This window comes from Pedobacter petrophilus, assembly GCF_009674725.1.
Lineage (GTDB): Bacteria > Bacteroidota > Bacteroidia > Sphingobacteriales > Sphingobacteriaceae > Pedobacter > Pedobacter petrophilus.
This window is the reverse complement of sequence record NZ_WKKH01000027.1, coordinates 23,081-49,488: the sequence shown is the minus strand read 5'-3', so window position 1 is coordinate 49,488 and position 26,408 is coordinate 23,081. Positions and strand designations below refer to the sequence as shown.

The 26,408-nt window shown below is 39.2% G+C and carries 22 protein-coding genes and 1 pseudogene; 15 read left to right on the top strand and 8 right to left on the bottom strand.

The features are described from left to right. Window positions 1–1,609 precede the first annotated feature (1,609 nt). The 10 genes from GJU39_RS15975 to GJU39_RS15930 all read left to right on the top strand — a co-directional run bounded on the left by GJU39_RS15975 (window position 1,610) and on the right by GJU39_RS15930 (window position 16,019). Complete coding sequence (locus tag GJU39_RS15975) at window positions 1,610–2,674, top strand: type I restriction endonuclease (RefSeq protein WP_154281989.1); 1,065 nt, start codon at window positions 1,610–1,612, stop codon at window positions 2,672–2,674. A gap of 197 nt (window positions 2,675–2,871) precedes the next feature. Then, window positions 2,872–4,221 carry a hypothetical protein gene (locus GJU39_RS15970; RefSeq protein ID WP_154281988.1) on the top strand — a complete coding sequence of 450 codons (1,350 nt, stop codon included), beginning with the start codon at window positions 2,872–2,874 and terminating at the stop codon, window positions 4,219–4,221. Window positions 4,222–4,226: 5 nt separating this feature from the next. Next, complete coding sequence (locus GJU39_RS15965; protein ID WP_154281987.1) at window positions 4,227–4,610, top strand: hypothetical protein; 384 nt, start codon at window positions 4,227–4,229, stop codon at window positions 4,608–4,610. Between the two features lie 9 nt (window positions 4,611–4,619). Beyond that, the gene (locus tag GJU39_RS15960; RefSeq protein WP_154281986.1) at window positions 4,620–6,149 is read left to right on the top strand and encodes a tubulin-like doman-containing protein; all 1,530 of its coding nucleotides are present in this window, start codon (window positions 4,620–4,622) and stop codon (window positions 6,147–6,149) included. A gap of 6 nt (window positions 6,150–6,155) precedes the next feature. Then, window positions 6,156–9,794 (top strand): acetate and sugar kinases/Hsc70/actin family protein, encoded by a 3,639-nt coding sequence (locus GJU39_RS15955; RefSeq protein ID WP_154281985.1) that lies wholly within the window; start codon window positions 6,156–6,158, stop codon window positions 9,792–9,794. Window positions 9,795–9,797: 3 nt separating this feature from the next. After that, complete coding sequence (locus GJU39_RS15950; protein WP_154281984.1) at window positions 9,798–10,967, top strand: hypothetical protein; 1,170 nt, start codon at window positions 9,798–9,800, stop codon at window positions 10,965–10,967. A gap of 4 nt (window positions 10,968–10,971) precedes the next feature. Continuing rightward, window positions 10,972–12,471, top strand: coding sequence for a hypothetical protein (locus GJU39_RS15945; protein ID WP_154281983.1), 1,500 nt, complete (start codon window positions 10,972–10,974; stop codon window positions 12,469–12,471). Next, window positions 12,468–13,250, top strand: a complete 783-nt coding sequence (locus GJU39_RS15940) for a hypothetical protein (protein WP_154281982.1) — start codon at window positions 12,468–12,470, stop codon at window positions 13,248–13,250. The genes GJU39_RS15945 and GJU39_RS15940 overlap by 4 nt, the downstream gene beginning before the upstream one ends. Window positions 13,251–13,283: 33 nt before the next feature. Next, entirely contained in the window at window positions 13,284–15,026 is a 1,743-nt protein-coding gene (locus tag GJU39_RS15935; protein WP_154281981.1) for a hypothetical protein, read from the top strand. 3 nt (window positions 15,027–15,029) lie between these two features. After that, window positions 15,030–16,019, top strand: a complete 990-nt coding sequence (locus GJU39_RS15930; RefSeq protein ID WP_154281980.1) for a hypothetical protein — start codon at window positions 15,030–15,032, stop codon at window positions 16,017–16,019. Between the two features lie 101 nt (window positions 16,020–16,120). Here GJU39_RS15930 and GJU39_RS15925 read toward each other — a convergent pair whose 3' ends face one another. After that, window positions 16,121–17,188: an SDR family oxidoreductase gene (locus tag GJU39_RS15925; protein WP_154281979.1), complete on the bottom strand. Its 1,068-nt coding sequence runs from the start codon at window positions 17,186–17,188 to the stop codon at window positions 16,121–16,123. Between the two features lie 207 nt (window positions 17,189–17,395). On the opposite strand from GJU39_RS15925, the gene GJU39_RS15920 reads away from it, so the two are divergent. Then, window positions 17,396–17,977 carry a Crp/Fnr family transcriptional regulator gene (locus tag GJU39_RS15920; protein WP_154281978.1) on the top strand — a complete coding sequence of 194 codons (582 nt, stop codon included), beginning with the start codon at window positions 17,396–17,398 and terminating at the stop codon, window positions 17,975–17,977. A 20-nt stretch (window positions 17,978–17,997) separates the two neighbouring features. Here GJU39_RS15920 and GJU39_RS15915 read toward each other — a convergent pair whose 3' ends face one another. After that, window positions 17,998–18,519 (bottom strand): helix-turn-helix domain-containing protein, encoded by a 522-nt coding sequence (locus GJU39_RS15915; protein WP_154281977.1) that lies wholly within the window; start codon window positions 18,517–18,519, stop codon window positions 17,998–18,000. Between the two features lie 54 nt (window positions 18,520–18,573). Then, window positions 18,574–18,681: pseudogene (locus GJU39_RS24315) on the bottom strand (hypothetical protein); the annotation flags it as partial. A 204-nt stretch (window positions 18,682–18,885) separates the two neighbouring features. Between GJU39_RS24315 and GJU39_RS15910 the strand changes: the two are divergent. Both GJU39_RS15910 and GJU39_RS15905 read left to right on the top strand, forming a co-directional pair. Then, window positions 18,886–19,941 (top strand): SDR family oxidoreductase, encoded by a 1,056-nt coding sequence (locus tag GJU39_RS15910; RefSeq protein WP_154281976.1) that lies wholly within the window; start codon window positions 18,886–18,888, stop codon window positions 19,939–19,941. 43 nt (window positions 19,942–19,984) lie between these two features. Next, window positions 19,985–20,950 (top strand): SDR family oxidoreductase, encoded by a 966-nt coding sequence (locus GJU39_RS15905; protein WP_154281975.1) that lies wholly within the window; start codon window positions 19,985–19,987, stop codon window positions 20,948–20,950. Between the two features lie 76 nt (window positions 20,951–21,026). On the opposite strand, the gene GJU39_RS15900 is transcribed toward GJU39_RS15905, so the two are convergent. Then, window positions 21,027–21,590 carry a YciE/YciF ferroxidase family protein gene (locus tag GJU39_RS15900; protein ID WP_154281974.1) on the bottom strand — a complete coding sequence of 188 codons (564 nt, stop codon included), beginning with the start codon at window positions 21,588–21,590 and terminating at the stop codon, window positions 21,027–21,029. Window positions 21,591–21,768: 178 nt separating this feature from the next. Between GJU39_RS15900 and GJU39_RS15895 the strand changes: the two genes are divergently transcribed. After that, window positions 21,769–22,377 (top strand): hypothetical protein, encoded by a 609-nt coding sequence (locus GJU39_RS15895; RefSeq protein WP_154281973.1) that lies wholly within the window; start codon window positions 21,769–21,771, stop codon window positions 22,375–22,377. Between the two features lie 98 nt (window positions 22,378–22,475). On the opposite strand, the gene GJU39_RS15890 is transcribed toward GJU39_RS15895, so the two are convergent. The 3 genes from GJU39_RS15890 to GJU39_RS15880 form a co-directional block, all read right to left on the bottom strand. Next, the gene (locus GJU39_RS15890) at window positions 22,476–23,276 is read right to left on the bottom strand and encodes an SDR family NAD(P)-dependent oxidoreductase (RefSeq protein WP_154281972.1); all 801 of its coding nucleotides are present in this window, start codon (window positions 23,274–23,276) and stop codon (window positions 22,476–22,478) included. A 45-nt stretch (window positions 23,277–23,321) separates the two neighbouring features. Further along, window positions 23,322–23,528, bottom strand: coding sequence for a hypothetical protein (locus GJU39_RS15885; protein ID WP_154281971.1), 207 nt, complete (start codon window positions 23,526–23,528; stop codon window positions 23,322–23,324). A 150-nt stretch (window positions 23,529–23,678) separates the two neighbouring features. Next, a complete protein-coding gene (locus GJU39_RS15880) occupies window positions 23,679–23,864 on the bottom strand; it encodes a hypothetical protein (protein ID WP_154281970.1) in 186 nt (61 codons plus the stop codon). A gap of 215 nt (window positions 23,865–24,079) precedes the next feature. Here GJU39_RS15880 and GJU39_RS15875 point away from each other — a divergent pair, with 215 nt between their 5' ends. Next, on the top strand, window positions 24,080–24,943 hold the full coding sequence (locus GJU39_RS15875; protein ID WP_154281969.1) for a DUF808 domain-containing protein: 864 nt from the start codon (window positions 24,080–24,082) through the stop codon (window positions 24,941–24,943). A 104-nt stretch (window positions 24,944–25,047) separates the two neighbouring features. On the opposite strand, the gene GJU39_RS15870 is transcribed toward GJU39_RS15875, so the two are convergent. Beyond that, on the bottom strand, window positions 25,048–26,274 hold the full coding sequence (locus GJU39_RS15870) for a metallophosphoesterase (RefSeq protein ID WP_154281968.1): 1,227 nt from the start codon (window positions 26,272–26,274) through the stop codon (window positions 25,048–25,050). Window positions 26,275–26,408: the final 134 nt, after the last annotated feature.

Genomic DNA, 26,408 nt, shown 5'->3' with positions numbered 1-26,408 from the left:
TAAAAGTATGTGGAAAAATCATTAGCATAGGGAAGTCTTCATGGCCTGTCTGTCTGTTATTAGGTTCCATAAGTGAAGCCCGAATATCTTCCGGTTTTTCAAAATCTCTGGTGCTACTTTAGTACTCCGAATAGACATCCCTATCTACAGATAATTCGAAGACACTCAACAGATTTAGTTTAATAGTAGCTTTCTCAGATCGGATTTGAATATTATTTTACTGACGAGAGTCGAAACTCATCAGTTCCTATTATTAAACAAATTTGGAATATCATAATTTAATGTTACATTCGTGTATTATAATTAGGTATTAATAAGAGTCTTGCGATCACCGTTCTGAAGCCGTTAACGCAAGTCAGCAGATTAATACCCACAACTTCACTGTATGTGCTATATTTGCGCGTCGAAATAGTTGTGGGCTCTGCTGTAATTCCATGTTAACATAAGGCTTCAGAAACTTTTAAGTGATCATGGTTTGAAGAGCCCACAGTTATTCATTCCCTCAAGACTCATATTCAAACAATATGAGTATGAACCCAAAAGAAAATCAAGTGCATTTACCTTCTTCGCTTAATCTCAAAGCGGCACTTTTCTTTGCGTTCAAATCTCTTCTGAAACATTCCATTTACGTTATTCGTCCCAAAAAATGCCCCTTTATTTTTCTACTTGCCTTGAAGCCAAAAAATCCTGTTTAGTTTGGAGGGCAATTCCTGTGCTGCCTTACTTCTAGTTTAGAGGTATAATAGAGGTTTAGGCAGCCAGGTTTTGTTTTTACTTGATAAGTCTATTAGGAAAAAGGCATCACAGATGACCGGTAATCTTAAGCCCTTCAGTTGCTGTAATATTTGCATGTAACCCTTATTTTTCAGGTAATTTGGCGTGCTGTGCAATTAAAACTTAAGGCAAACCTTAAATATTTGTTATCCTGTAGTTTTTAGCAGGATAACATTATTTAAGCTCATACATAATTGTCTTTTGAGTTAGAATAAAACATGGTTTGAAGAAAGCAAATGTATGTTCCTATTCCTAACTTTTATTGAAGGCAGGGCAGCATAAAGGCAGAAGTACTGGACTAAACCCATACCGACAACTATATTCAAAGAAATAACGGCAAAAGCGGTAAAGGCACTCCCATGCCTAAAAAATCAAAATCGATACCATAAAAAGCATTGCTGTGGAAACCATTGCACATCAAATTGCCAGGCATAAAGAGCAGCCCGTTTATCAACAAAAAGTTGGCAAGGGGTGGAAACGATCGAAAAGGTCTCGTGAATTAAACATTCTTCTGAACTGTTATTCGCAGAAATTAAGCTGGAATGGCTCCGGCGGAGCAGTTAAGTCCTTTAGTGCCTATCTGAATTTGATTTAGAATTATCAAAGTTACTAAATCTATAGTATGCATCCAGCCGGTTAGCGTTAGTAACTTTAGAGTCTAACATTACGGTTGAGCGTGTGTCTCCCTAATTCCTATCACCTTGTATAGATGGAATCCTTAAGCGTCTAATCTTTCAAACGGTATTTAGCTTTACGGTTTCCCGTAAGGAAAGCCTTTTGCTGCTTCATACTTTTGGTTGATAACTAATAATAAAAAGATTATCCCCGAAAGCAGATGGAACTAAAACTAAAGCTGGAGCAATTACACCAACGTGTGAACGGCTTAAAAGACCAGATTAATACTGAAGAAGCCACTAAAAATGCATTCGTTATGCCTTTTATCCAGATTTTAGGCTACGACATTTTTAACCCTACGGAGGTAATTCCGGAGCACATTTGCGATATTGGTACCAAGAAGGGGGAGAAGATCGATTATGTTATTAAGAAAAACGGCGAGCCCATTCTTATCTTCGAATGCAAGCACTGGAAAGAAAAAGCTGATGCGCACAATTCGCAATTGCACCGTTACTACCATGTTTCTAAAGCCAGATTTGGCGTATTAACCAACGGTACCATCTATAATTTTTACATGGATTTGGAAAAGCCTAATATTATGGATGAGAAACCTTTCTTTACCATTGATATTGAAGATCTTAAAGACAGTTCCATTAAAATTCTGGAGGGGTTTACAAAAACAGAATATAGCCTCGAAAGCATTTTAGATTCAGCAGAAGGCCTGAAATACATTAAAGCCATTAGAAAAGAATTTGAAAATGAAATCGAACATCCATCTGATGAACTGGTGAAGTTATTGGTGAACCGGTTTTTTAATAAACCATTAACTGCCAATAGAATGGGGACTTTTAAAGAATATGCTAAGAAAGCACTAACGCTGTCTATTAACGAATCAATCAGTTCCAGACTTAAATCTGCATTGAGTATTAACGAAACCATCGAGAAAACTGAGGAGGCCAAAGTAATGCCCATTAATGAACTTGCAGACAACAAGATTATCACTACAGAAGAGGAAACAGAAGCTTTTCAAATTGTAAAGGCTATCCTTCGGGAACGAATTCCTTCATCCCGCATTGCGGCCAGAGATACCCAATCTTATTTTGGTGTGCTGCTAGATGATAACAACAGAAAGCCGATTTGTAGATTTCATTTCAATACGGTAAACAAGTATCTGGAGACATTTGGAAAAGGCAAAGATGCCGGAGAAAAGTTTCAAATTGCTTCACCCGATGAAATCTATGACTATCGGGAACAGTTGCACCTGGCGCTTGATCAGTACCAATAGATACGGTATTAACAACTTGAAAATTCATTTTCGGCCATACAGGAAAATCTATTCGTTTTAATATGTTGGGTTTTAACAACCAATTTTTAGCACAATAGCATGAATTTTATTTCAAGAGATTATTAACCGTTTTTAAAAGGGCATGATCAATCTATAACAACATATTTTTTAAACTATGGAACACATTTATTAAGAAAATGAAAACAAAAGGTTCTCAATTTTGGGCTATTGGAGCATTGCTCATAGCCTTGTTATCCCTTACTTTATTTAAAGGCTGCAAGAGCGATAAGGATTCAGATGGAGATGGCGTGCTTGATGAAAAAGACAAATGTAAAGAGGTAAAAGGCCCTAAGCCTGGAGGTTGCCCACTGCCACCAAAAATTGGGCAGGTTAACCTCTATCTCGAAACCTCTGCGAGTATGGGTGGGTATTTTACCGGATCAGCAGAGTTTAAGCAAATTGTTTCTGATCTAGCCGTGAAGATAGATAAGGAGATCTCTCCGGTGAAGATCCACTTCATTTCAGATAGCATCAGAAATTATCCATTTGAAGCAACAAGATTTAGCAGCGACATTGCAACCACTAAAATTGCACTCAGTAATAGTTCAGAGTTGCATCACATCTTTAATGATATTGCTAAAACAACAAAAGATGGCGATATCTCCATCTTCGTTTCCGATTGTATCTTATCCTTTCCAAATGCAGCGGTAAAAGCAAATGCAGAAGTGAATAGGCAAGCGGCATCAGGAACACTAAAAAACAATATTTATGCCACATTCATCGATTTAAAGGGCCGAAAACAGGCAGCCAGTTTATATGCTTTCAGCTCTTCCTTTTTTGGAAAATATTATGACTATCAAAATGTTAAGGTTGCAATTAAAGGTACAGTAAGGCCTTTCTATGTGTGGGTAATTGCCAAAAATAACGTCTTACCAGTGTTTGATGCCAAACTCGCCAGGATTCCAAATTTTAAGCCTGAGCAGGAAATTCATTTTGGATTGCTTGATCAAAAAATCAGTAACTATCATATCCTAACCCAGCTGGGCATGAAAGGTGATTATAAACTGATCAAGGCAGGAAAAGTAAGTGATGCAGGAATAGAAAACGTAGAAGTAGAAAAAAATCAAGCCATCGAATTTTCTGCCGTGGTAGATTTAAATTCCCTGCCGCCATATGCCAAAAAGTTAAGTTATCTGCGTGAGCATTTAAAAGTTGAAGCCAGTGGCTGTAGCGCCAATGTTAATATTTCAGAGCGTTTGCCAGCTGTTACTTTAAAAAACAAAAATCAAATCGCTCATTATGAAATGGCAAGTCACGTGATAAAAGTAAATATCACACAGCTTCGTCTGGATCAGGCAACGCTTGATCTGCGCGTACCCTTAATATATGATTCCTGGTACCAGGCCTGGTCAACCATGAACGACAAGGACGTTAAAAAATTAGGGAAAAAAACATTTGCTTTCGAACACCTTGTAAATGGCGTAATGGAGGCATACAATAACGAAGGTAAAAACCTTGTTGATCTAAAATTTCAAATTAACCAATAATAGCGATGATTTTAACTATTTTCTCAGGGCTTTATGAGCTCATTGCGGGTGCCAACCCAGCAGTTCCAGAATATGATGAAGAAGTGTACCAAACCGTTGGGCAGATTACCTTGATAGTCGTTTCAGCCGTGGTACTCATCTTTTATTTATGCTTAGGCAGGTGGAAACCTATTTTTCACAAACTCGGGCATTGGATATTTACGCTCATCCTCATCATGTGTGCATCCTTTGCCATTGCTTTCATGACCGCTAAAGATAAGATTGGCGATATAGACAGTTACATGTATCGCTTTTGCTTAATGAATGCAGTATTTGCCGCAATTGTATTCATCATACTATCCATAGTCGTTAAGCCAATGTCTGTTTTTTCCAAAAGAACCCCCTTTTAATCTTTAGACATGATAAGAAACACATTTATATTCGGAATAGGTGGTACCGGTGCAAGGGTAGTACGGGCACTCACCATGCTTTTGGCTGCAGGGTCTAAACTTAACAATACGAACAAGGTAATCCCAGTGATTATAGACGTAGATGCGAAGAATGCAGATACCACCAGAACGCTTAAAGCATTGGAAGCTTATAAGTTAATTCGTAAAACAGCTTATTCACCACAACGCAGTGCTGATGGATCAGACCTTTCCAACGGTTTTTTTAATACCAATTTAAATACATTAAGTTCATTGCAAACGGAAGGAGCAGAAAAAATTGACGACTCCTTTCAGTTGAAATTTGATAACCTGGAAACTTCGTTTATCAAATATGTTGATCCTCATGAAGAACTGGTGAGTGATGTAACCATGGATATGCTGCGGGCACTTTATGATGATACCCCATCTGATCATCCACGTTACGAAAATACAGAACTTAACCTCCGCCTTGATGAAGGCTTTAAAGGAAATCCAAATATTGGATGTGTGGTTTTTAATGGATTATCCTCCCTCAAAGAATATCAGTTTGTGGCGAAAAGCATCAATCCTCAGGATCGAATTTTTATCATCAGCTCCATCTTTGGAGGAACAGGATCTTCAGGTTTTCCCCAGCTGATTAAGTTGATTAAGGGGGATGACCGGCTTCGGAATATTAAACTGGGTGCCCTAACCGTAATGCCTTATTATAAAATTGAAGCGAAGAAAAAAGCAGGTGGCGATGGAAAAATCAGTTCAGAAAGCTTTGATGCTAAAACAGAGGCCGCCTTAAGTTATTACGCCAAACACATGGCCGGGCAGCTTAATGCACTATACCATGTATGGGATAAGCCAACCAAGCAATATGAATATCATGCAGGTGGAGATCAACAGCTAGATCCGGCACATTTGGTAGAGATGATCGGGGCAACGGCCATTATTGATTTCATCAACAAACCAGATGAAACACTTGCACTGAATGGTATAACCAAATATTTCGATTATGGTATTATTCAGGATAGTGCTACTGTAGATTTCAGGCATTTTTATAACTGGTCTGGGCAACAGGTAATGAAGCCTTTGGCACATTTAGCCTATGCCATGAAAATTTATCTGGATAGTATCCCTCAACTGCAAGGTGAAGTATTCTATAAAGATTTGTTGAAAGATCATATTCATACCGACTTATTTTATCAAACCCTTTCTTCCTTTTTAGGTACCCATTTTAAGGGATGGCTGAACGAAATGGCATTAAACGAACGCAGTTTTCAACCTGTACAACTTGATGAAACACTGAATGGATTTATAACCGGGAAGCCAATTCCAATTAAAAAGATTCTGGGTATTGTGCGTGATGCAGGTTTAAGTCAATCATTCATCAGTGAAAAGATGGGCAAAATGGAAGATGATCTTAGAAAAACCATTCCTGATCCTGAAAAAGAACGAAGATTTCTACAATTACTAAACCAGATTGCAGCAGAATGCTATAGCGTTTTGGGTGCCTTACCAACCATGACTGAATAAAAGGATATGCCATATACATTTAGAAAATACAGTGGCTATAATGCCAACGAAATTAAATGCTGGTCGCCAACCGGGTTGATCAGAGTTGATAATTTTGAAATAAGCGATACACAGTCTAAACGCGGTGCATCCAAAATCGGAACTTCAATTCCATCGCCAATGGCCAGGATGGAACTTTTTGATACCGCGTTTCAAATGGTTTCATCAGACAGCCAGAGGAATGGGTTAGATGGTTCTTCTGTGTATCATCAATTGGTATCAGATTGCTTGGACATGATTCAGCTACTTTTCAATACCAATTCGTCTGATATTGGTACAGGAAAAAAGATATGGTTTAAAGAATGGCGGGTACAGGAAAGCCTTAACCTCCTTCGAAGCAAACCTGCAGATCACCCGCATCAGCTATTAGGTAAAGCCTTTTCACTAATATTTGATGCACAGGCCATGCCATCTGGCTTTTCTGGAACGGAAAGCATTTACCTGATCTATTACGAAAACAGGTTAATGGGTGGAACTTCTCCGCTAACCTTGTTTTTTACCTCGCCCAACTGGGATCGTTACATTGCTGATAAACAAATTGCCAATGTACCAAAAGGGAGTGATGGCGTTCCATTTTTTGGAGATAAACACCGTGCACTTTTTGAACGCGACCGCTCTTTTGTAGAATACCTTTATAAATTGCTATTGAGTAATCCTGCTGGATTTACCCATTGTGGTGGCCTTAGGCAATATATTAACAAAACTGTTGGGCGCTACTTTCCTGATTTTACACATCAATTTACAGACTGGGGACCTAACGGAACGAAAAAGCTGGGGGATGAATATTCTCCATTTAAAACAGAAATTGGATCCAAGCTGCTAAAAGTAAACGAGATATTTTTCTACCACCAGAGTGAAGAGGTTAAGCGCAGAAAAATCAAAAATGTAAGCGATTTTGTGATCCAGGCTTCTAATCAGAAATATGCCTTGCAGCGAGATAAAGATGGAAACCAGATCCAGGTAGAAGCCCCATTGGTATTGGTAGAGGGCATGAACTTTTCTGGCGATTACATGGAAGAGCGTTCCGCCTGGGATGCAACGACCAGAATTAATTATTTCCTGCAGCAACATACCCCGTTATTTGAGCGCAGATTGCCACAAGGAGATTCCCTTACAGTAACTTATCCATTTTTAACCACCGGAGATTTTCTGGAGGATTATTTAATGGAAATGCCCTTTAAAATTAACCGGAATAAGTTTTTTACAGGCGTAGGGGGCGATTTTAAATTCCTGCTTCCAATTAAAAAGGAATATTTTAATTTCTTCGATTTTGAAGATTTGAAACGTAACCTGGAGATTAAAGCCAGCCCGGGCCAGGTTGTAGTCACCTTAAAAGTGCCGATTAAAAATAAGAAAGGCGTTAGGGAAATTACTTTTACCAAAACCTATTCAGGAAATCAGATTAAAATGTGCAAGGCTGATATTGGGATCTTTCCTTTTTACAAGATCAGCGAAAAAGATCCAGCCTATAACTACCTGAATGATTTTACTATACTGCTGGCAGAAAAAAATGATGAACTTCAACTCGAAGCCTTAAATTTCTACAACTATGATCATCTGGTATGCGCTGATAATAGTCAGCCAGAACGGTTAAAGGCAAATGTAATAGAACGCACAACTGCTGCGGATGTAGAAGGGTCTGCACTAACTGCATCCAGATTCTACAAATTAAAAGATTCTTTTGACTATCTGGAACTCCGCTACCAGGATAATGGACTTGAAGTCTCTGGAATCATTATTCCGAATTTTGAAGGAAGGATATTTAATAAGTTGAATTTAAATAATTCAATTACATTTTCTATTGACTTTGGTACCTCCAATACTCATATCGCCTTTAAGGAAAAAAATTCGCCCTTACCCTTATCTTTTGAAATTAATGAAGTTGACCAACAAATGGTGATGCTCAATGAGCCTTTGGCATCTGCTGATCTTCGTATTAGTTATGATCATTTTGGACAATTGCCGGCTCTTGCATTAACTGTAAATCGTGAATTTATGCCTAGAGTAATTAAATCGCGAGGACACTCAACAGTTTCTTTTCCATTCCGTACGGCAACCTGCGAAATTTCTTCATTCAGTAATATGGATAAACAAGTTGTCGAGCTTTTTGGCCACCTCAATATTGGGTTTAATATAGAACGGGAGGAAAATAATAACAGTAGTGCAGTGTACACCACTAATTTAAAATGGTTACTGGAAAGTAATACTGAAGTAAGTAAGATTATAGCCAATAAAGCCAGGGTTAGTTTGTTTATAAAGCAGCTTATGCTACACATCCGAACAAAAGCCATTCTAAATTTGTGCAAACCCGAAGAACTTAATGTACTCTGGTCTATTCCATCTTCAATGGATCGGAAAACCCGTACCGAACTCACCAAAATTATAAAAGATGCTTACCTATCTGTATTCCCAAATGCTGATCAGAAAAAGATTGCTACAATAGAAGATCCAATTAAAGAATCTGTAGCGCCATACTTTTTTTTAACCAAGAATGGTAGTGGTATTCAGGACGGAGCCAATGTAATAAATATAGATATAGGGGGCGGTACAACGGATATCATGATGTTTATGGAGTCTACCGCTAAAAGATCTGATAAGTATTTAACCAGCTCTTTTCGCTTTGCAGGCAATGATATTTGGGGAAGTGGCTATAGAGGTAAACTTAAAGATAATGGTTTTATTAAAAATTATCAGGCTTTTCAAAGTGCCAACCATATTGAGAGCAGAGATAATAATTATTTTCGTAACGCTGTTAGCGATAATAATCTTAGTTCTGACGATCTAATCAGTATACTTTTTAAATACGATAAAAGCTTTGGCTTTAGTGAATCCATCACCAATGGCAATCCGAATTTATCAATCGTGTTGTATTTACATTATAGTGCCATTATCTATCACATTTGTCAGATCATTGAAACTAAAAAATATCCTTTGCCACAGTATTTATCTTTTACGGGTAAAGGTAGCCAATACCTTAAATTACTTTGTAATGGAAGCGAGAAGGAACTTAACAATTTCACCAAATTGCTATTTGAAGCCTACAGCAGCCAGAGCATACCGACTTTATTTCAGGTTCATGTAAATGAAGACCCTAAGGTAATTACAGCCAACGGTACAATAGAATACTTTGATGCCGATCTTCAGGATCAGTTTGTAGAAATCTCAAGAGATGCAGATTTTTCTGCAACGGACAGTGACCCAAGAAAAAAATACCAGGAATTTGTACTGTCTGGAGATCTGCAAACAGGCAGTGCAGCTGGCATTGCTAACACCATCAGTGATACCCTCGAGTTGGATAATGCCGTCAATATTGGCGTGTTGAAAAATGTAAATGAATTTATAGAACGCACGCTCGCCAATAAAAAAATTGTAGACTTCCTGAGCGATTTCAAAATCACAAATTCCAAAACAGTTTATAATGAGCTGAAATGGAATGGCGGTGTGTTTGATGGTGAAGGACTAGTTTACGATAGTTACAGGAAAGTGCTTAAAGACCTGCACAAGCTGGATCATGAGCAACCGCTTCCCGAATCGCTGTTCTTCTATGCATTTAAAGATACCCTTTACCGTTTGTCTAAATCTATCACGCAATCCAATCCATCTTAACTTATGTATAAAAAAATAGTATTGCTCCTGGTCTTTTTAGTTGCTATTTCAATTCAAGGCCGAAGTCAGTCTCTTGCCCGTAGGGTAACCGAAGCAAAGAGGGAAGTAATGATAGCATCTGTAGAATTCCTGATAGGCGATAGTTCCAGCGGAAAACCTATAAAAGAGAAGGAATGCAAATCGTGTGATAGCTATGCTTCAATTAAGAAATTTGCTGCTGTTAATAGTGTTGAGCGTAGTGGCCAACTCATTGATAAATGGATCTCTTGGAAAATAGATACTGTGGATGAAGCTAAAGCAAAAACAGATCTGTTCAATTTTGTTTCTAAAATTGATTCATCAATAACAAGTGGTGTGCACTCAAATCGGAAACAGCTTAGTGAATATCATGCTTATAATGAAAAGATTAGTGGTATTGAAATTATGCCACCTGTTACACCAACAAATTCTTCTACAGAAATTTCAACCGTCAACAACTTAAAAAATGATTTTCAAGCTGATGCAGAAACGCCTTCTAAAAGTGGCTCTTGGTTTTATAGTGCGAATATGCTCTACGGAGCATTAGGTGTAATTGTTCTTTTACTGGCCTTCATACTATTCAGAAACAATAATGATCAAAAAAAAGGTGGTAAACTTTTAAAAGATCTTAAACGCATCAGGGAAGAAAGAGATCAGCTTAGGCATGAAATTGAAAACTTGAGAAATGCGCTAAATGAGGTCAAAGCTTTAAGAGAAGAAGATAAATTTGAACTTGATAAGTTAAAAGAAGAATTAAGTTTAGCTGCATTAAAACAAAAAGCAGCTGTAGAAGAAGTAGCCAGTAACACGGTGGTTTGGGATAAACCAGAGGCACCACAAAAAATACAGGAAACATTTTATAGCCGTTATGCAGATCTGGTTGATGGTTTTTCTGCTTCAGAATTACTCACCAAGGAAGGTAATGATACCGTTTTCGAGATTACCATCCTCTCACCCAATAAGGCGAGTTTTAAAGTAAGCAGCAACCCGGCAGCACAGAAATATGCATTAAGTAATGCTGATTATTTTCTGGAACCTACCTGCCATTATGATACACTGCCCTCTGGTACCATCATTAACGAATCACCAGGTTCATTAACCTTAATTGGCGGAAAGTGGGAAATTAAAGAACAGGCAAAAATTTCATTCAGATAAGTAAATGGAAGAACTTAGCGCATTTAAAAAGACCATCAAAAACCTGTTGGTTGAAAAAATCGGCATCCTGTCTGATTCAGATCAAACCCATTTAAAAAAACAGGCACAAACGCTCGGTTTGGATAACCGTCAGTTCAGTGCGCTGTTACAGGAAATTCATTTGAGCATCAACTGGGATGCTTTAAGGGATGAGCGGCAGGGAAGGGATAGGGTAGTAAGGCCTATTCATATTTTTGGTGTAGAAGTAAGGAGTTTGGAAAAGCTTGGCGAAGTATTGTATGAAAACCAGGTTAAAGCCTTGAAATACCTGGAAGATGCGGTGTTTCTGAAAGAGAATGTTACCTATCTCAGCCATCAGAATGTTGACCAGGCCATGGAACTGATGGAACTTCATAGCAGCGAGCGGAATAGCAAAAAGCGCTTTCTTAAAATATGTTACCAGTTAAATGCAGAACTGCCATTTAAGGTAGGAGAAGAGTCTTTTTCTAACATTAAAGGACTTCTGGACTGGGGTTGGATGGGCATCGACTTTTTTAGTGAGATTTATAATAAATTTGCTATTGGACACCTGCAAATCTGGATCCATCGTCGCTTTAATGTGCTTATTACCATTTTGCCCTCAGGCGAATCATTTCGTGATTTTCTTTATTTTATATATACAATTGAACCAAATTATCCTTTCTATGTAGAAAGCGAGCTTTTCTTGCAGCCAGGAGATTTAGTAACAAGGGCAAAAAGAGATGCTACCTTTTGGTTACCACTTTTTGCTGCTTTAGATCATGGTTCATTATCCATATGGCTCGAAAGAAGAGGGATGGGTGAAGTCATTTCTAAGTTTGAAAAGTATGCAGCTGGACTCCTGGCAACAGAAAAAAAGAGTGAAGAGCTTTCCCGAAATCTGGTGCAAAAATTATTGGAAGCATTGGCGCCAGATATGGAAGTTCCTGATTTATCCGCTGCTGTAGAAAAACTTTCCTTTCTTAATATTCAGGATAAACCACTTTTTAATCCTATTGTTGTCCGCCTGAACAATAAAGGATTTGTACGTGCAACAGTTGGCTTTGAACGTGATATTCCCGGAGTCTGGATTTCTCCTAAAAATTTAACTTTATCAGATCTTGAAGGAAAGGAGTCTGTTACATTCCATTTAAATGTAGATCCTTCCAGGCTAATCAAAGATCATTTATATACACTTTCGCTTAAAATTCAAACCGATTACCAATCCGTCCGTATTCCGCTTGCCCTTAAAACTGTATTTCCGATGCGGGCATTCATGCTTTGCCTGTTAAGATATGGTGGTTTGGGCACATTTTTTTTATGCATCATCAGGTTACTGATTACGGCAGCTTATAGTGGGAGTGGCTGGCTTAAACCCCAGCTGGTTTGGAATGATTTCAGTGCGCAGCTTCCTGCAAATCACCTGGTTTATGTACTAATATTTATCGTAGCCATTTTGGTGCCATTATTAGCCTGGCCCAGAATTAAAAAAATAGAACAAATATGAAGCCTCGAGTAAGACCATTTATTGTACCTGAAAGTACAAATGACAAGCATACATGGAAATACATAATCGTAGGTCTGATCTTACTTATTTTCCATAATTTCTTTGGCGCACTAGCTTATAATGCCTTTGTATTGATCGATCATGCTTTGAGCATGTCTGGCGCAAATTCTCCCATTTTTATATGGAGCTTTTTTGGATTGCTGGCTGGCGCTGTGTTTGGAACTGTGGTGGCGACCAGAAAGTTTAAGCTGGATAAAAAGATTAGTCTTTTTGCAGGTATTCCCATAGCACTTTTAATTGTTGGACTTTTGCTTGCATCCGGACCGTATGAACAGATTAGTCCCAGACCAGACGAACTTGCGGCTACAGAAGACCATAAAGATCCGCTGCTAGATTTGAATCATGTAAATACTAATACTCAGAATCAGCCTAAAAAACGATCACAGCCGCTTAATAAGAAAGTTAAGCAGCAAGCTGAGCAAAATCTTCCAAAACGTGAAAACTGTGAAGAAAAGTTGACAGGGGTTCGTGTTACGGTAAGATCAGATAGTGTTAGGCTTTTCTTCCGTACAACGCAGGAAAACGGTGGCGAATGGAGCCGTTGGGAATCCATATTTATTCCCCAGCCTGGTCAATATGGGCTATCCGGATCTGGCGGCAAGGTGATCGCCAATGGAATCCAATATTACTATGAGGCTAAACAGGTAGCTACAAGATCTTCCAGCGATCCTTTTAGCAGATCCCTTTGCAATGGGCCACTCACCATTGATACTTATTAAGTGACCTTTTTAAAAAAAAATAAATAAAAATACATGTCTAAATATATACTGCTCACCATTTTTTTAGCCTTATGTGCAGGTACAATAAATGCGCAAAACCAATGGAAGCCAAAAGGTACACTCTATTCTGATAAAAATATCCATATTGAAATTGAATACCTGCTATCTCCTGATGGCTGTACAGAACAGCAAAATTCATCCTATTTCAGGTACAAAATAATACGGATCAAACCCATAAGGGATTATTATATCAATTGGAGATTTGACTTTTTTAATTGCGATAATGAATTAAAAACCCAGATCAACAGCCTGCATATCCTCAAAAAAACTAAAACAGGCATTATTACGCCAAAAGAAAATTCTTTTACGTTTAAGAAAATGTCTAACTATTATAATGATGTGAAGGTATCTAATGATTTACCAGATATCGGATCATACCAACCCAAGACAGCATTTTCTATGGAGCCCATTGCGATTAACGGAAAGAAAGATATTCAAAGTGGAGACTCCACCATCTTAACCTTAAAAGGAGGGTACCTGGGGCCGGGCGCAAGTTGGATGTGGTATGACGGGGAGTGTAATGGAACGTTATTAGGAAAAGGTACAAGCCTTAAGCTCTCACCTGATCGAACGACTACTGTATTTGTTCGTGCATCAACTCCTGAATCAAGCTCCTGTATTTCTACGGAGATCAGGGTGAAACAAGGAAGCCTGGCAGCAAAAGCCATTTTAGGGAGAAATACAATATGCGAAGGCGAACAAAATATTGCTTTAAGTTTAAGTGGCGGTAAACTGTTTGGCCAGGCTAAATGGGTGTGGTATGCAGGAAGTTGCACCGGAAATAAAATTGGCGAAGGATCGTCAATTAATGTTTCACCAGAGCGAACAACCACTTATTTTGTCCGTGCCGAAAATGGTAATGATCAAACCGTTTGTCAGTCTTTTCAAATCGTGGTTAACAATAAGTCTAACATTCCTAATGGTATAGAAGGTGCTCAAATTATTACCTACGGTGCTGAAAGTGTTTTAAAAATTGTAGGTGGTTACCTGGCACCTGGTGCACAATGGATTTGGTACAAAGGCAGCAAAACAGCATTACAGCAAGTAGCTACTGGAGCAGTACTTTCAACCGGGCCATTATATGCAGATGAGGTTTTCTCTGTAAGGGCCGAAGGAGATTGTAACCAGACAGCATTCATCTCCCGGACAATCTCCGTGAGCAATAAGCCTTATCAAGACCCCATTAATAGATCTGGCAAAACAAGTTTTATTGTAAATGGCGGGGTTGTTTTTACAGAACCCTCCAATGTAGGAAAATCAGATAACTATGTGATCACCATTGGTAGCGGGGGCCGGATAGGCTGGTTTGCAAGAGTAAAGCTAAGCAGTAAAAATAATACAACTGCTGCATTTCAAACCAATAATATTTCCCTAACGGATTATAATATGGCCGGTTATTACAGCTACAATGGAGAAGTCATTAATAAAAGATCGGCCTATACGGCGGGTATCTTTTTAGGTGGAAATAAGGTTTCAGCTTACCTGGGCGGTGGATATGGCATGCGAACATTGCTATGGGGCATCAATCAATATCAATATGGCGATAATGGTTCTTATGCCAAAAGCTACGCATCGCATACGGGTAAAAGTTATAAAGGAGCGGAGTTAGAGCTTGGACTAATGCTTCGCCTGGGGCTCTTTAACCTGATGGGTGGAGCAAGTAGTTTACAATTTAAGTATACAGATTTTAATATCGGGGTTGGATTCAATCTATAAATAATGAAAATACAAAATATAATATATGTTACCATCCTGGCTATTGGTTTAGTGTCTGGCTGTGAAAAAGGAATGGTTGTACCTATCGGGAAAAGTAGTATGATCACTGTTGCTAAACCAATTGCATCATCCGTTACACAGGTAAGTGCCCTGATCAATACAAATATTGATGGCGGTCAAAGTAGCGATGTGATCGAAAAGGGAATCTGCTGGGGAACGAGTGTTAATCCAACCACTTCATCATTAAATCGTGGTACTGGTGCCGGAACGGGATCTATATCCGAAACAATTACCGGGCTTATACCAGGAACGAATTATTATTTAAGGGCTTACTTTCAAACCAGGTATGAAATTCTTTATAGTGAAAATATCCAGTTTAAAACTATTAATTATCAATTGGCGACAGTTGTGACCAATAGCGTTGGTAATGTTACGCTAAATGGGGCGCTAGGAAGTGGAAATGTAGTCTCAGCGGGAGGCGGATTTGTAAGTACCCGTGGTTTATGCTGGAGTACCAGTACTTCTCCAACCATATTAAATAACAAAATTGCTTCAGGAAGTGGTACAGGTGTATTTACCGGAGATATTTATACGCTCAATCCAGGAACAACCTATTATGTCAGGGCATATGCCACCAACCAAGCTGGAACGGCTTATGGCGAACAAATTAGTTTTAACACCGTTGCCGTAAAACTGGCTACAGTAAGTATGGTATCCATAAATTCGATTAGCAGAAATGCTGCTAGTATTTCTGCAACAGTAACCGCAGATGGTGGAGGGACAATTATATCAAAGGGTTTATGCTATTCGTCCAGTACTTCTTTGCCCACAATTTTTTCTAACAGTTATACCAATAATGGTTCGGGAATAGGTGCTGCGGGTGGTACACTTAACAGTTTATCTAGTGGAACAACCTATTATGTTCGTGCTTACGCTGTAAATTCGGCTGGCACAGCCTATGGGGCAGTTATGTCATTCAAAACATCTTTATAAAAAGCGAGAAGGTTCTCATATTCGAATAAAGTTACCAACTCTCTAAGCAAGCTGCCTGTAGAGTTGGTAACTTTGAACATATTAAAATTGGTAACTAATCACTAAGGAATCAGTTTTACTTCGCGCAGCTGATCAAATAATTCAAAAAAGGTCTCTTCTGTATCTTGAAAAACGGTGAAGCCTAACTTCCTGCTTTTTGCCATATTTGTCATCACTTCAATTGGTCTGCCCAAATCGAGATCAGTATGCCATGCACTTGCCAGTCTATTCAATGAGTTTTCTTTAAGTCCGTATTTCTGTGCAATTTCTTTCCAGAGATCGGCATCGTGTTCCATTTCTTTTTGCAGCGGATGAATTTCTCCCTCAAATCCGACAGCCTCTACCTTAAAGTAATCCGCTATTTTATGCCATAACCTGCTCCATCTGAAAACATCACCGTTTACCACATTAAATGCTTCATTTTTTGCAGCCTCAGTAGTCGAAGCCCAGATTAAGTGCTCAGCAAGGACGCGGGCATCAGTCACATCAGACAGGCCATTCCATTGTGCAGCCGAACCTGGCCAAATAAATTTCCGACCATTTTCTTTGCAAATGGTGGCGTAAGTAGCCAGCGTTGTTCCCATATTCATCGCGTTTCCAACAGCTTTTCCGATTACCGTATGTGGCCTGTGGATGCTCCAGCTAAAACCATCCCGCTGGGCTGCGGTGTAAACTTCATCTTCCTGGGCGTAGTAGAAATTCTCTATATTTAATCGAGGGTGTTCTTCGCGTAAGGGCGTTTCTGGTAGAAAACCTGCTGATGCGTAAGCTTCAAACGGACCTAAATAATGTTTTAAGCCGGTAACCAACGCCACATGCTGTACCGTTTTCTTTTCTGATAAAACATCAAGGATATTACGAACCATTAATCCATTTACGCGAATGTTTTCTGCTTCAGTGTCATTCCGCATCCAGGTGGTGATGTAAACATGGGTAGGTTTTACATCTGTCAACGCAGTTCTAAGGCTGTCGATATTTAATAAATCTGCGGCAACAGGGTCAAGGCCGTTAACATTGATGTCTGGGTTACGGGCAAGTCCATAAGTTTTCCAACCTTTTGAAATCAGTTTTTCGGCTAGGTTACTTCCTGTGATGCCGCTCGTACCAACTACTAAAGCTATATTTTCCATTTTGATATTTTTAATTTTGAAGCTGAACGATTTCGAAATCGTTCATCAACTAATGAGTATTCATTCCAGCACAAATTTAAAGTGATACCGGTTTTTAAGTGTTGACCTGTATCAAATAATACCCTTGATTTGCATCAAGGGTTTTTCATGAAAACAACGTAGGATATTGCGCCAATGAAAATTATCTTTGCACTAATCAGATTACCTATGTTCGAATTACTCTTCAGCCATATTCAGGAAAAAGTTTCGCTTACAGCAGCCGACAAAGACGCTATACCTCATTTTTTTAGTCCCAAAAAACTTAAAAAAAGGCAATATCTTTTACAGGAAGGAGATGTTTGTAAACACCTTGCTTTTGTAAGTAAAGGCTTATTGAGAACTTATAATATTGATGGTAAGGGTGCCGAACATGTGAATCTGTTTGGATGGGAAGGTTGGTGGATTTCTGATTTCAACAGTTTCCTGTCTGCCGAACCTGCTGTGTTTAATATCGAGGCTATTGAAGATTGTGAAGTACTGCTGATTTCTCTGGCTGATTATGATGCACTAACGCTTGCAATACCGGTGATGGACCGGTATTTCAGAATCCTCTATCAAAATAGCTTAGTAACCAAAGAGCGTCGATTGATGAGTTCCATTACCCATACTGCGGAAGAAAAATATCTGGAATTAATTGAATCAAATTCAAAAATCACAGCGCGAATTCCTCAGAACCTGATCGCATCCTACCTGGGCATCGCTCCGGAAACACTTAGCCGTATAAAAAAGAATCTGGCCTTCAGAAAATAAATGGAGCATAATGGTGTGGATTATTTTTTTAATAATTTACTCAGATGGCTTTCATCGGTGAGTCCAAATTCTGATGCAATTTGTTTTAAACCAAATCTTCCGCTGGCAATCCTTTCTTTAATTAACTGCGTTCGGTAAGCGTTAATGTATTCGCGAAGTGTGGATCCGGTATTGCGTTTAAAATAAGGTCCGATATAATCTTTAGTCAGGTTGAATTGCGCCGACATCACATCGGCTTTGAGCATTGCCGGTTGATAAATATTTTTATGGATGTAGCAAAACACAGCCTGCAAGTCAGCACTATGGTATTGGTTGGATTTTATTTCCGGCATGTTCCGCTGTAATACATGGGCGATACTTAAAGTTTGCATCCAAATGATATGTTCATTTTTGAGCAGATCATTTTTTAAAGCAAGAATGGCATCGAACAACGTACCGATGATGAGCTGATCATTTGCTTCCAAAACGAAAGCGGATGAATGGGTTTCTCTGCTTTTAACCAGATATTCCAGATGCCGGAGACCCGGATTATTGCTTTCCACTTCCTGATAAAGATATAGATTCGTAAACTTAAGGTATATAAAACGTGTGCTTTCTGTAACCTCAAAGTAGTGTTCATCCTCCGGGCCAATCAGAAAGACTTCGCCTCCGGCATAATTAATAGCTGCAGAATTAATGAAATGGGTGCCTGAGCCATGTTTAATGTAAATAATTTAGTAGTGGTTGTGCTTATGCACCGGATGTGACCATGCTGTAACTTCAAAATCTGAAATGCTGAAGGGTTGAAATTGCCTGTATCTTTTTATCATAGCTATTTACAAATTTATCATAGTTTAATACAAAACGCAACGATAGTTTTCGCCGCACCTTTGATTGGTAAATAAATTGAAGATAAAATCCAATTGAATATGAAACCAAAAAAAACTGCACTCGTTGTGGGTGCGAATGGTGTAATCGGCAGCAACCTGATTAATCATTTAGAAAGTCTCGAAGACTGGAACATTATCGGCCTGTCTCGTCGCGGAAGGGAAAATACACATCGTACCACTTACATTGCAGTGGATCTTTTAGCTGAAGATGATTATGCGTGGAAACTCAACGAGCTCACAACCGTGACACATATTTTTTTTGCAGCCTATCAACACAAAGCTACTTGGGCTGAACTGGTTGCGCCTAATCTGGCAATGCTGGTCAACGTGGTGAATACGATAGAGCAAGTTGCTAAAGGGCTCGTTCATGTTAGTTTAATGCAGGGTTATAAAGTATATGGTGCGCATTTAGGTCCGTTTAAAACACCGGCAAAAGAAACGGATGGCGGACATATGCCGCCAGAATTTAACATAGATCAGCAGCAGTTTTTAGCGCAGCAGCAGGTGGGAAAAACCTGGACTTGGTCTGCCTTGCGCCCATCTGTAGTAGGTGGCACTGCTTTAGGTAATCCCATGAACTTGGTGCTTGCAATAGCCTTGTATGCAACCATTTCAAAGGCACTTGGGCTCCCGCTTCGTTTTCCGGGAAAACCGGGTGCATACGATAAATTGTTAGACATTACCGATGCTGGTCTTTTAGCAAAGGCGACTGTTTGGGCGGCCACTAATCCGGAGTGTGCCAATCAGGCTTTCAATATTACCAATGGGGACTTAATTCGCTGGAACGACCTTTGGCCTAAAATTGCCGGCTATTTTGATATGGAAGTGGCACCGCCTTTAACATTGCCATTGCAGACGGTGATGGCGGATAAAGCAACGTTATGGGCTGAAATTCAGAAAAAGAATAATCTTAACCTACATGCTTACGAGCAGCTTTCTTCGTGGGCGTTTGCCGACTTTGTATTTTCCTGGGATTATGATTTTTTCTCAGATGCCGGCAAAGCGAGGCGTCTTGGTTTTCATGAATTTATTGATACCGAACAAATGTTTTACACATTGTTCGATGAATTAAAAAGCAAGAAAATCATTCCGTAAAAAGCTTTGAAAACAATCCATTTCGAAAGCGGGTTACTTTAGTATGGAGATTAAAAAACGAACAGTTGTTATCACTGGCGCTTCGAGTGGAGCAGGTAGGGCAATCGCGCTGCAATTTGCCCGTAGGGGAGACCGGTTAGTTCTGGCTTCGAGAAACTTAACGGTTCTGGAGGAAGTGGCAGATGAATGCCGGATCTTTGGCGCTGAAGTAAAATATCGGGAAATTGACGTAACCGATTACCATGCCATGCTCAATCTGGCAGCAACAGCTGATGAATTTGGCGGTGGTATAGATGTATGGGTAAACAATGCAGGTGTACTTGCCATTGGCGCTTATGATGAAACCCCAATGGAAGTGTCTGCGCAGGTGATAAAAACGAATCTGCTGGGATACATGCATGGGGCACACGCCGTTTTACCGTATTTTAAAAAGCAGGGGAAAGGGATTTTAATTAACAATATTTCTATAGGTGGTTTTTTAGCCGTACCAATGGGCGCTGCATATTCTGCAAGTAAATTTGGCTTGCGTGGCTTTAGCCAGGCATTGAAGGCAGAGCTTGCCGGGTATCCAAACATTTTTGTGTGTGATGCATTTCCAGCTTTCTTAGATAGTCCCGGTATCCAGCATGCCGCCAATTATACCGGTAAACACCTCAAGCCAGCCCCGCCGGTTTACGATCCTGAACGGCTTGCCCAGGCCATCGTTAAGTTAGCTGATCATCCGAAAAAGGAACAAATGGTTGGTAGCGTATCTGTTTTACTGCGAGGTGCTGCCGGGATTTTTCCTACACTTACACAATTTATCGCTGGTATGGTGATTAAGGGCTACTTAAAAAGGGCAGATCCGATTTCCACCACGAATGGAAATATCTTTACACCTGTTGCCTATGGCAATGCAGTGCATGGTGGCTGGGGCATTCCAGGTAAACCAAAAGCACACCGAAAATATATTGCAGGCGTTGCTGCCTCGTTGGCTGTACTTGCGCTGGTGAAAATTTTTGGCAAGTGATTTTAAAAAAGGTAATAAACAAAAATGGCATTCCTCTTCAGAATGCCATTTTTGTTTGAAAAAAGCAGGGTGAAAATTATTCTTCAGCCGCTTCTGCATTTATAGAATTTACTGCAATTTCAGTAAGTGCCACATCGGTATCTTTTTCATTCTCCAATGTCTGATTCAATAAATCTGCTACCTCCTGGTGGCCCATGTTTTCTGCAAAAACTTTCAGGGTTCCATAGGTTGCTATTTCATAGTGTTCTACTTTTTGAGCTGCTAAAATCAATCCCGCGTCGCGGATCATTGTTCCCTGATCGGTATCAGAAATAATGCCTTCAGCTTCTTCTAAAAGTCCTGCCATGGCATCACATTTTTTAGCAGATGCTTTTTCTCCTAACAATTCAAACACTTGCTCGAGCGTTTCGATGTGTTGTTGCGTTTCCTGAGTATGTTTTTCAAATGCAGCTGCAAGTTCCTCACTGGTTGCCGCTTTTTTCATTTTTGGAAGGGCCTTTACTAAGTGTTTTTCCGCCCAATAAATATCCTTCAATTCATCAACAAAAAATTCGTGAAATTCTGAATTTTCCATTTTGCCGGTTTTAGCTTCTTTTTTTTTGCTTGGCACTTTTTTGCCTGTTGCTTTTGTCGTTGCCATATTGTTTTTTAATTTGGTTAATGTATCTTAATAACCTTTCCTTTTTACATAAAGTTTTAAGTATTTCAGCATTCTGCTTCACTAACCTCAACTTAAGAAATACAGGGATGTTTTCGGAAATATTAAACTTTTAAAATTGATACTGGTTTTATAAACATACAGTGTAAAACTTTTAAGAATGGAAGCAAAAGAGAACTATAATCCAATTCCGGAACAGCGGAAGGGTAGTGAGATCGATGCAGTAGAAAGCCGTACTTTTGGAACAATGACAGAAGCAGCAGATTTTTTCGCAACGGCCTGCAGACGCTTATTAAATATTAATGATTGGGGCAATATAGCTGGTATGTCTAGCTTCAGGCTTTTTGATCAACACGGAGCCGAAGTAAGTCGAAGTGGGCAGGAGGGAGACTATATCAGGATTGATATTCCTGGACCGGGGCCAAGATCCGGAGATGGTTTTGACTGGGTGAAAATTGAAGAAATTGCACATGTAACTGACGGTGAAGAAGAGCTTATATCCATTAGGGTTCGCCCGAGTGCAAAGCCTTTGGCTGAAGAAGATTCGACGGCGCATTTTCTCAAAGCGGATGCTACATCAACGTTTATTGTGCGTAGAAAGCAAGTCGTGGTGAGTGCCGAAGAGCATGGAAGAAACGAAATGGCAAACACAGATACCGAAAGTATAATCGATAACGGACGAAATATGTTGGTAGGCGGTGCTGCTAAGTTAGGCTTGTCTTATCCACAATGGAAGTTATTGGTACAAGGGATAATGGCACCTGAGTAAATAAGGAAGACATTGGAAAAAATGAATTGCCATAACAAAAAAATCCTGTTGATATTCAGCAGGATTTTTTGTTATTGGTATAATTTTATTTTAAATTTTTAGTCTTTCTTTTGATCGACTGGTTCTTGCATTTTTTTCATTTGATTTGCCTGAATACTATCTGGGATTACATTTCCCATTGTTACCTGCACCTTATTCTTAAAGCCGGAAATCACCATATCCTGACCAGCTAACAGCGCCTCATATCCATCTTTCGCTACTTGTGCAGGATCGGCCAAATCACCTTCCTGAACGATTTTCGAGTCCAGCATGTCAGCCTTATTAAAAAAGTCGGTATCAGTCGCCCCTGGTAAAAGTGAGGTTACCGTAATGTTTGTATCGGCAAGTTCAGATCTTATCGCTTCACTAAAAGAGTGGACAAAAGCCTTCGTTCCATGATAAACAGCCTGGTACGGACCGGGTGCTTTGCCCGCAATAGAAGCGAGGTTAAGGATTTTTCCGGTATTCCTTTTTACCATTTCACGCAAGAATAGTTTGGTTAAAATTACTGTTGCAGAAATATTCAACTGAATGATATTTAAATCTTTTTCCAGATCTGTCTCTGTAAATTTACCATAACTACCCTGGCCAGCATCATTCACCAATACATCAATCTGATGGCCCCAATTGGAAACTTCTTCAAAAACTTCGTAAGCTCCCCTTGGCTCAAAAAGATCTTTTGCAATGGTGATGACTTCAATTCCATTTGCTGTTAAAGACTTTGCCGTTTTAGCAAGATCATCTTCATTTCTGGAAACGATAATTAGATTATGGCCATCAGCTGCGAAAAGTTTAGCCAGCTCATATCCAATTCCGCTGGTTGCACCGGTAATTAATGCAAAGTGTTTTTTATCTTCCATAACTATAAAATTTATTAATAAATGCGGAGCGGGACGGATGGTTAATTAACCATTATCCTTTTCAGAATTATTCTCTGTGTCTGTGTCATCTGCTTCAGCATCTGTTCCCAGTTGTTGCTCAGCAAGTTCCTCAACACTCGTTTCTTCGCCCGCATAGGCACTATCAGCATCACTGCCTTTAATATCTTCGGCAGGAACTACTCCTGCTTTTTCTTCTTTCGAATCTTCTTTTTTGTTTTTTTCGTTTTCCATGACCATTGTTTTTTATACATATAAAACAGTTGCTAACGGGCAAAGTTTAGCTTAAATCGAATTCATCAGCCTGGTGCCGTCTTAAAAGTAAAAAGGCTTGTACATCAATCATGATCTACAAGCCTTTCGACAGTGCATTTAAATAGGTGCCTAGGTATTTCCACCTGCGTTACCGGCAAGGTCGCCACCAACATCTTCTTCATCGTCAGTTTCTCCGGTTAAACCGCGCTGCACATCATTATCATCTGCCTCATGGGTATCATTAGGACTCGTTTTCCTTAGTCCATCATCTTCATTCTGCTCGTTTTCTCTTGGATCTGTATTCATCTTTTTCATGTTTTAGTTCATGAATAGAACAACGTAGCTTAAGGGAGGGTTTTAAAAAATTGCTTCACCATGAAGCTGATATTAAGCCTGTTTATGGTTTCGCTAAGGAGCTGGCGGCTATTTTGACGAATATTTAAAACAATTAGAGCCAATAATATCTTTATGTTTTCGTGGTATTGTAAAATTGAATTTATATTTTGCGGGCCTTACATAAACAGATAAATATGGCTTCAGGTTTTTTCGCGATTTTAGATGATATTGCTGCTTTAATGGACGATGTAGCGGTGACCGCAAAAATTGCAACTAAAAAAACCGCTGGTATTTTAGGTGATGATTTAGCGGTAAATGCTGAGAAAGCCACTGGATTTCTGTCTTCGCGTGAGCTTCCTGTATTGTGGTCAATTACAAAAGGCTCGCTGATTAACAAGATTATCATTGTCCCCATCGCCCTGCTGTTAAACTTTTTTTTCCCGATAGCCATTAAGTTTATTTTGATTTTGGGCGGGTTTTATCTCGCTTACGAAGGCGTAGAGAAAATCATTGAATTTCTTTTTCACCGGCATGAAAATACTAAAGCAGCTAAAGATGTTATCCAGGATGATAAAGCAGCTGAAAAATCTAAAATAAAATCTGCTGTAACTACAGATTTTATCCTATCAGTAGAAATCGTAATTATTGCCCTCGGAACAGTTTTAGACCGAAGCGTTACCGTTCAGATTTTAACCGTATCTGTGGTTGCCATTTTAGCAACAATAGGTGTTTACGGCATTGTTGCCCTTATCGTGAGAATGGATGATGCTGGCTATAAACTGGTTAAACATGCCGATAACAAGGGATTTCTATCAACATTAGGGAATGTACTGATCAAATCATTACCTATTATTATTAAAGTATTAAGCTTCGCCGGTACGGTGGCATTAATCTTGGTTTCAGGCGGTATTTTCGTTCACAACATAGAATTTTTACACCATTTGTTGCCAAATCTGATGTCTACCATTAAAGAGTTTGCAATTGGTTTAGCGGCAGGATTAGTGGCCGTTGGTGTAGCAGAAGGAGTGAAAAAAATAATTCTCTTATTCAGAAAATAATGGCATTATTCATCAGATTCGAAGTGAAGACTTTCTAATTTCTTGGCACTTTACTATACGCAAGTACAAAGGTTTCTCCATCCGTTGCGCTCCAGTCGAAATGTCTATAGTGAATCTTTTCTTTTCAATTCAATCACCGTGATTTCCGGCCAGATACCTATCCGACCAGAAAAACCAAGAAAACCAAAGCCCCGGTTCACATTTAAATAACGGTTATTTTCGCTTTTAATCCCTGCCCAATGTTTGTAACGGTATTTTACCGGACTCCATTTAATGCCAAAAGCCTCAATACCAAACTGCATCCCATGAGTATGGCCAGCCAATGAAAGCTGAATTTTAGAAGGATTGTTCTTTACCTGCGCATCCCAGTGCGAGGGATCGTGCGAAAGCAGAATCTTGAAATCGTTTATTGAAGTATTTTGAAGCGCTTTATTTAAGTCGCCTCGCTCACCGAAGCCAACGCCCCAGTTTTCTATTCCAGCAAGGATTATTTTTTCTCCGTTCTTTTCCAGCACAACATGTTCATCCAGAAGAAGTTTAAACCCCAATTCCTTATGGTATGCTTTCAGCTGATCTAGATTTTTTACTTTATCTGTTTCCGAAGGCCATTTGATATAATCGCCGTAGTCATGATTTCCCAAAACAGAAAACTGACCGAATGGTGCCTTGATCTGCGAAAAGTGATCGATGTACGGTACAATCTCTGAAGCCATATTATTAACTAAATCGCCGGTAAAAACGAATAAATCGCTTTTTTGCGCATTGATAAGGTCGATTCCTTTTTGCACCAGTTTAGGTTTGGTAAAACTTCCGGCATGTATATCAGAGATTTGGGTGAGGGTAAAACCATCAAAACTTTTTGGCAAATCATCAAAATACAGGGTGTGGTTAATTACCCGGTAGGCATATTTCCCCCTGGTAATACCGAAGGCGAACAGGATCACCGTGAGGCAAAACATAATGAACGCAAAATCAACCCAGTAATAATTTCTATCCGCAATTTGATAGCCCAGCGGCTGGAAATTAGTGGTGATGGACATCACTACGCGGTAAAAATCTCCAATCAACAGAAAAACAGCAAAAACCATTTCTGAAACCAGAACAATTAAAAAAGCATGACTAACAATGGTAAAAAACCTATTTATACCTTTCCGCATTTGTGTTATTGCGAAAATTAGCGAGACGGTTAAACTGATGATTAAAACCCAAAAGGCTGGTGCTAACCATTCCTGGTGGTTGATGACACTTAAGCCGGAAAGGACATATGCATTAAGGGCAAAAAATAGGAGGGCGATAACTAAAAGTGGTAAAAAACTTGTTCTTTTTTTCATTTTAAGATTAGCAACTGGGGGTAAAGTTAGGTTTTAAACCCGCTTTAGCAGATTTGTGTTCAGCTGGGAATGTATTTTTACGCAGGTCTGATTAAAAAAATATATTCTTTTGCATTTTTGCTAAATTGTAGCCA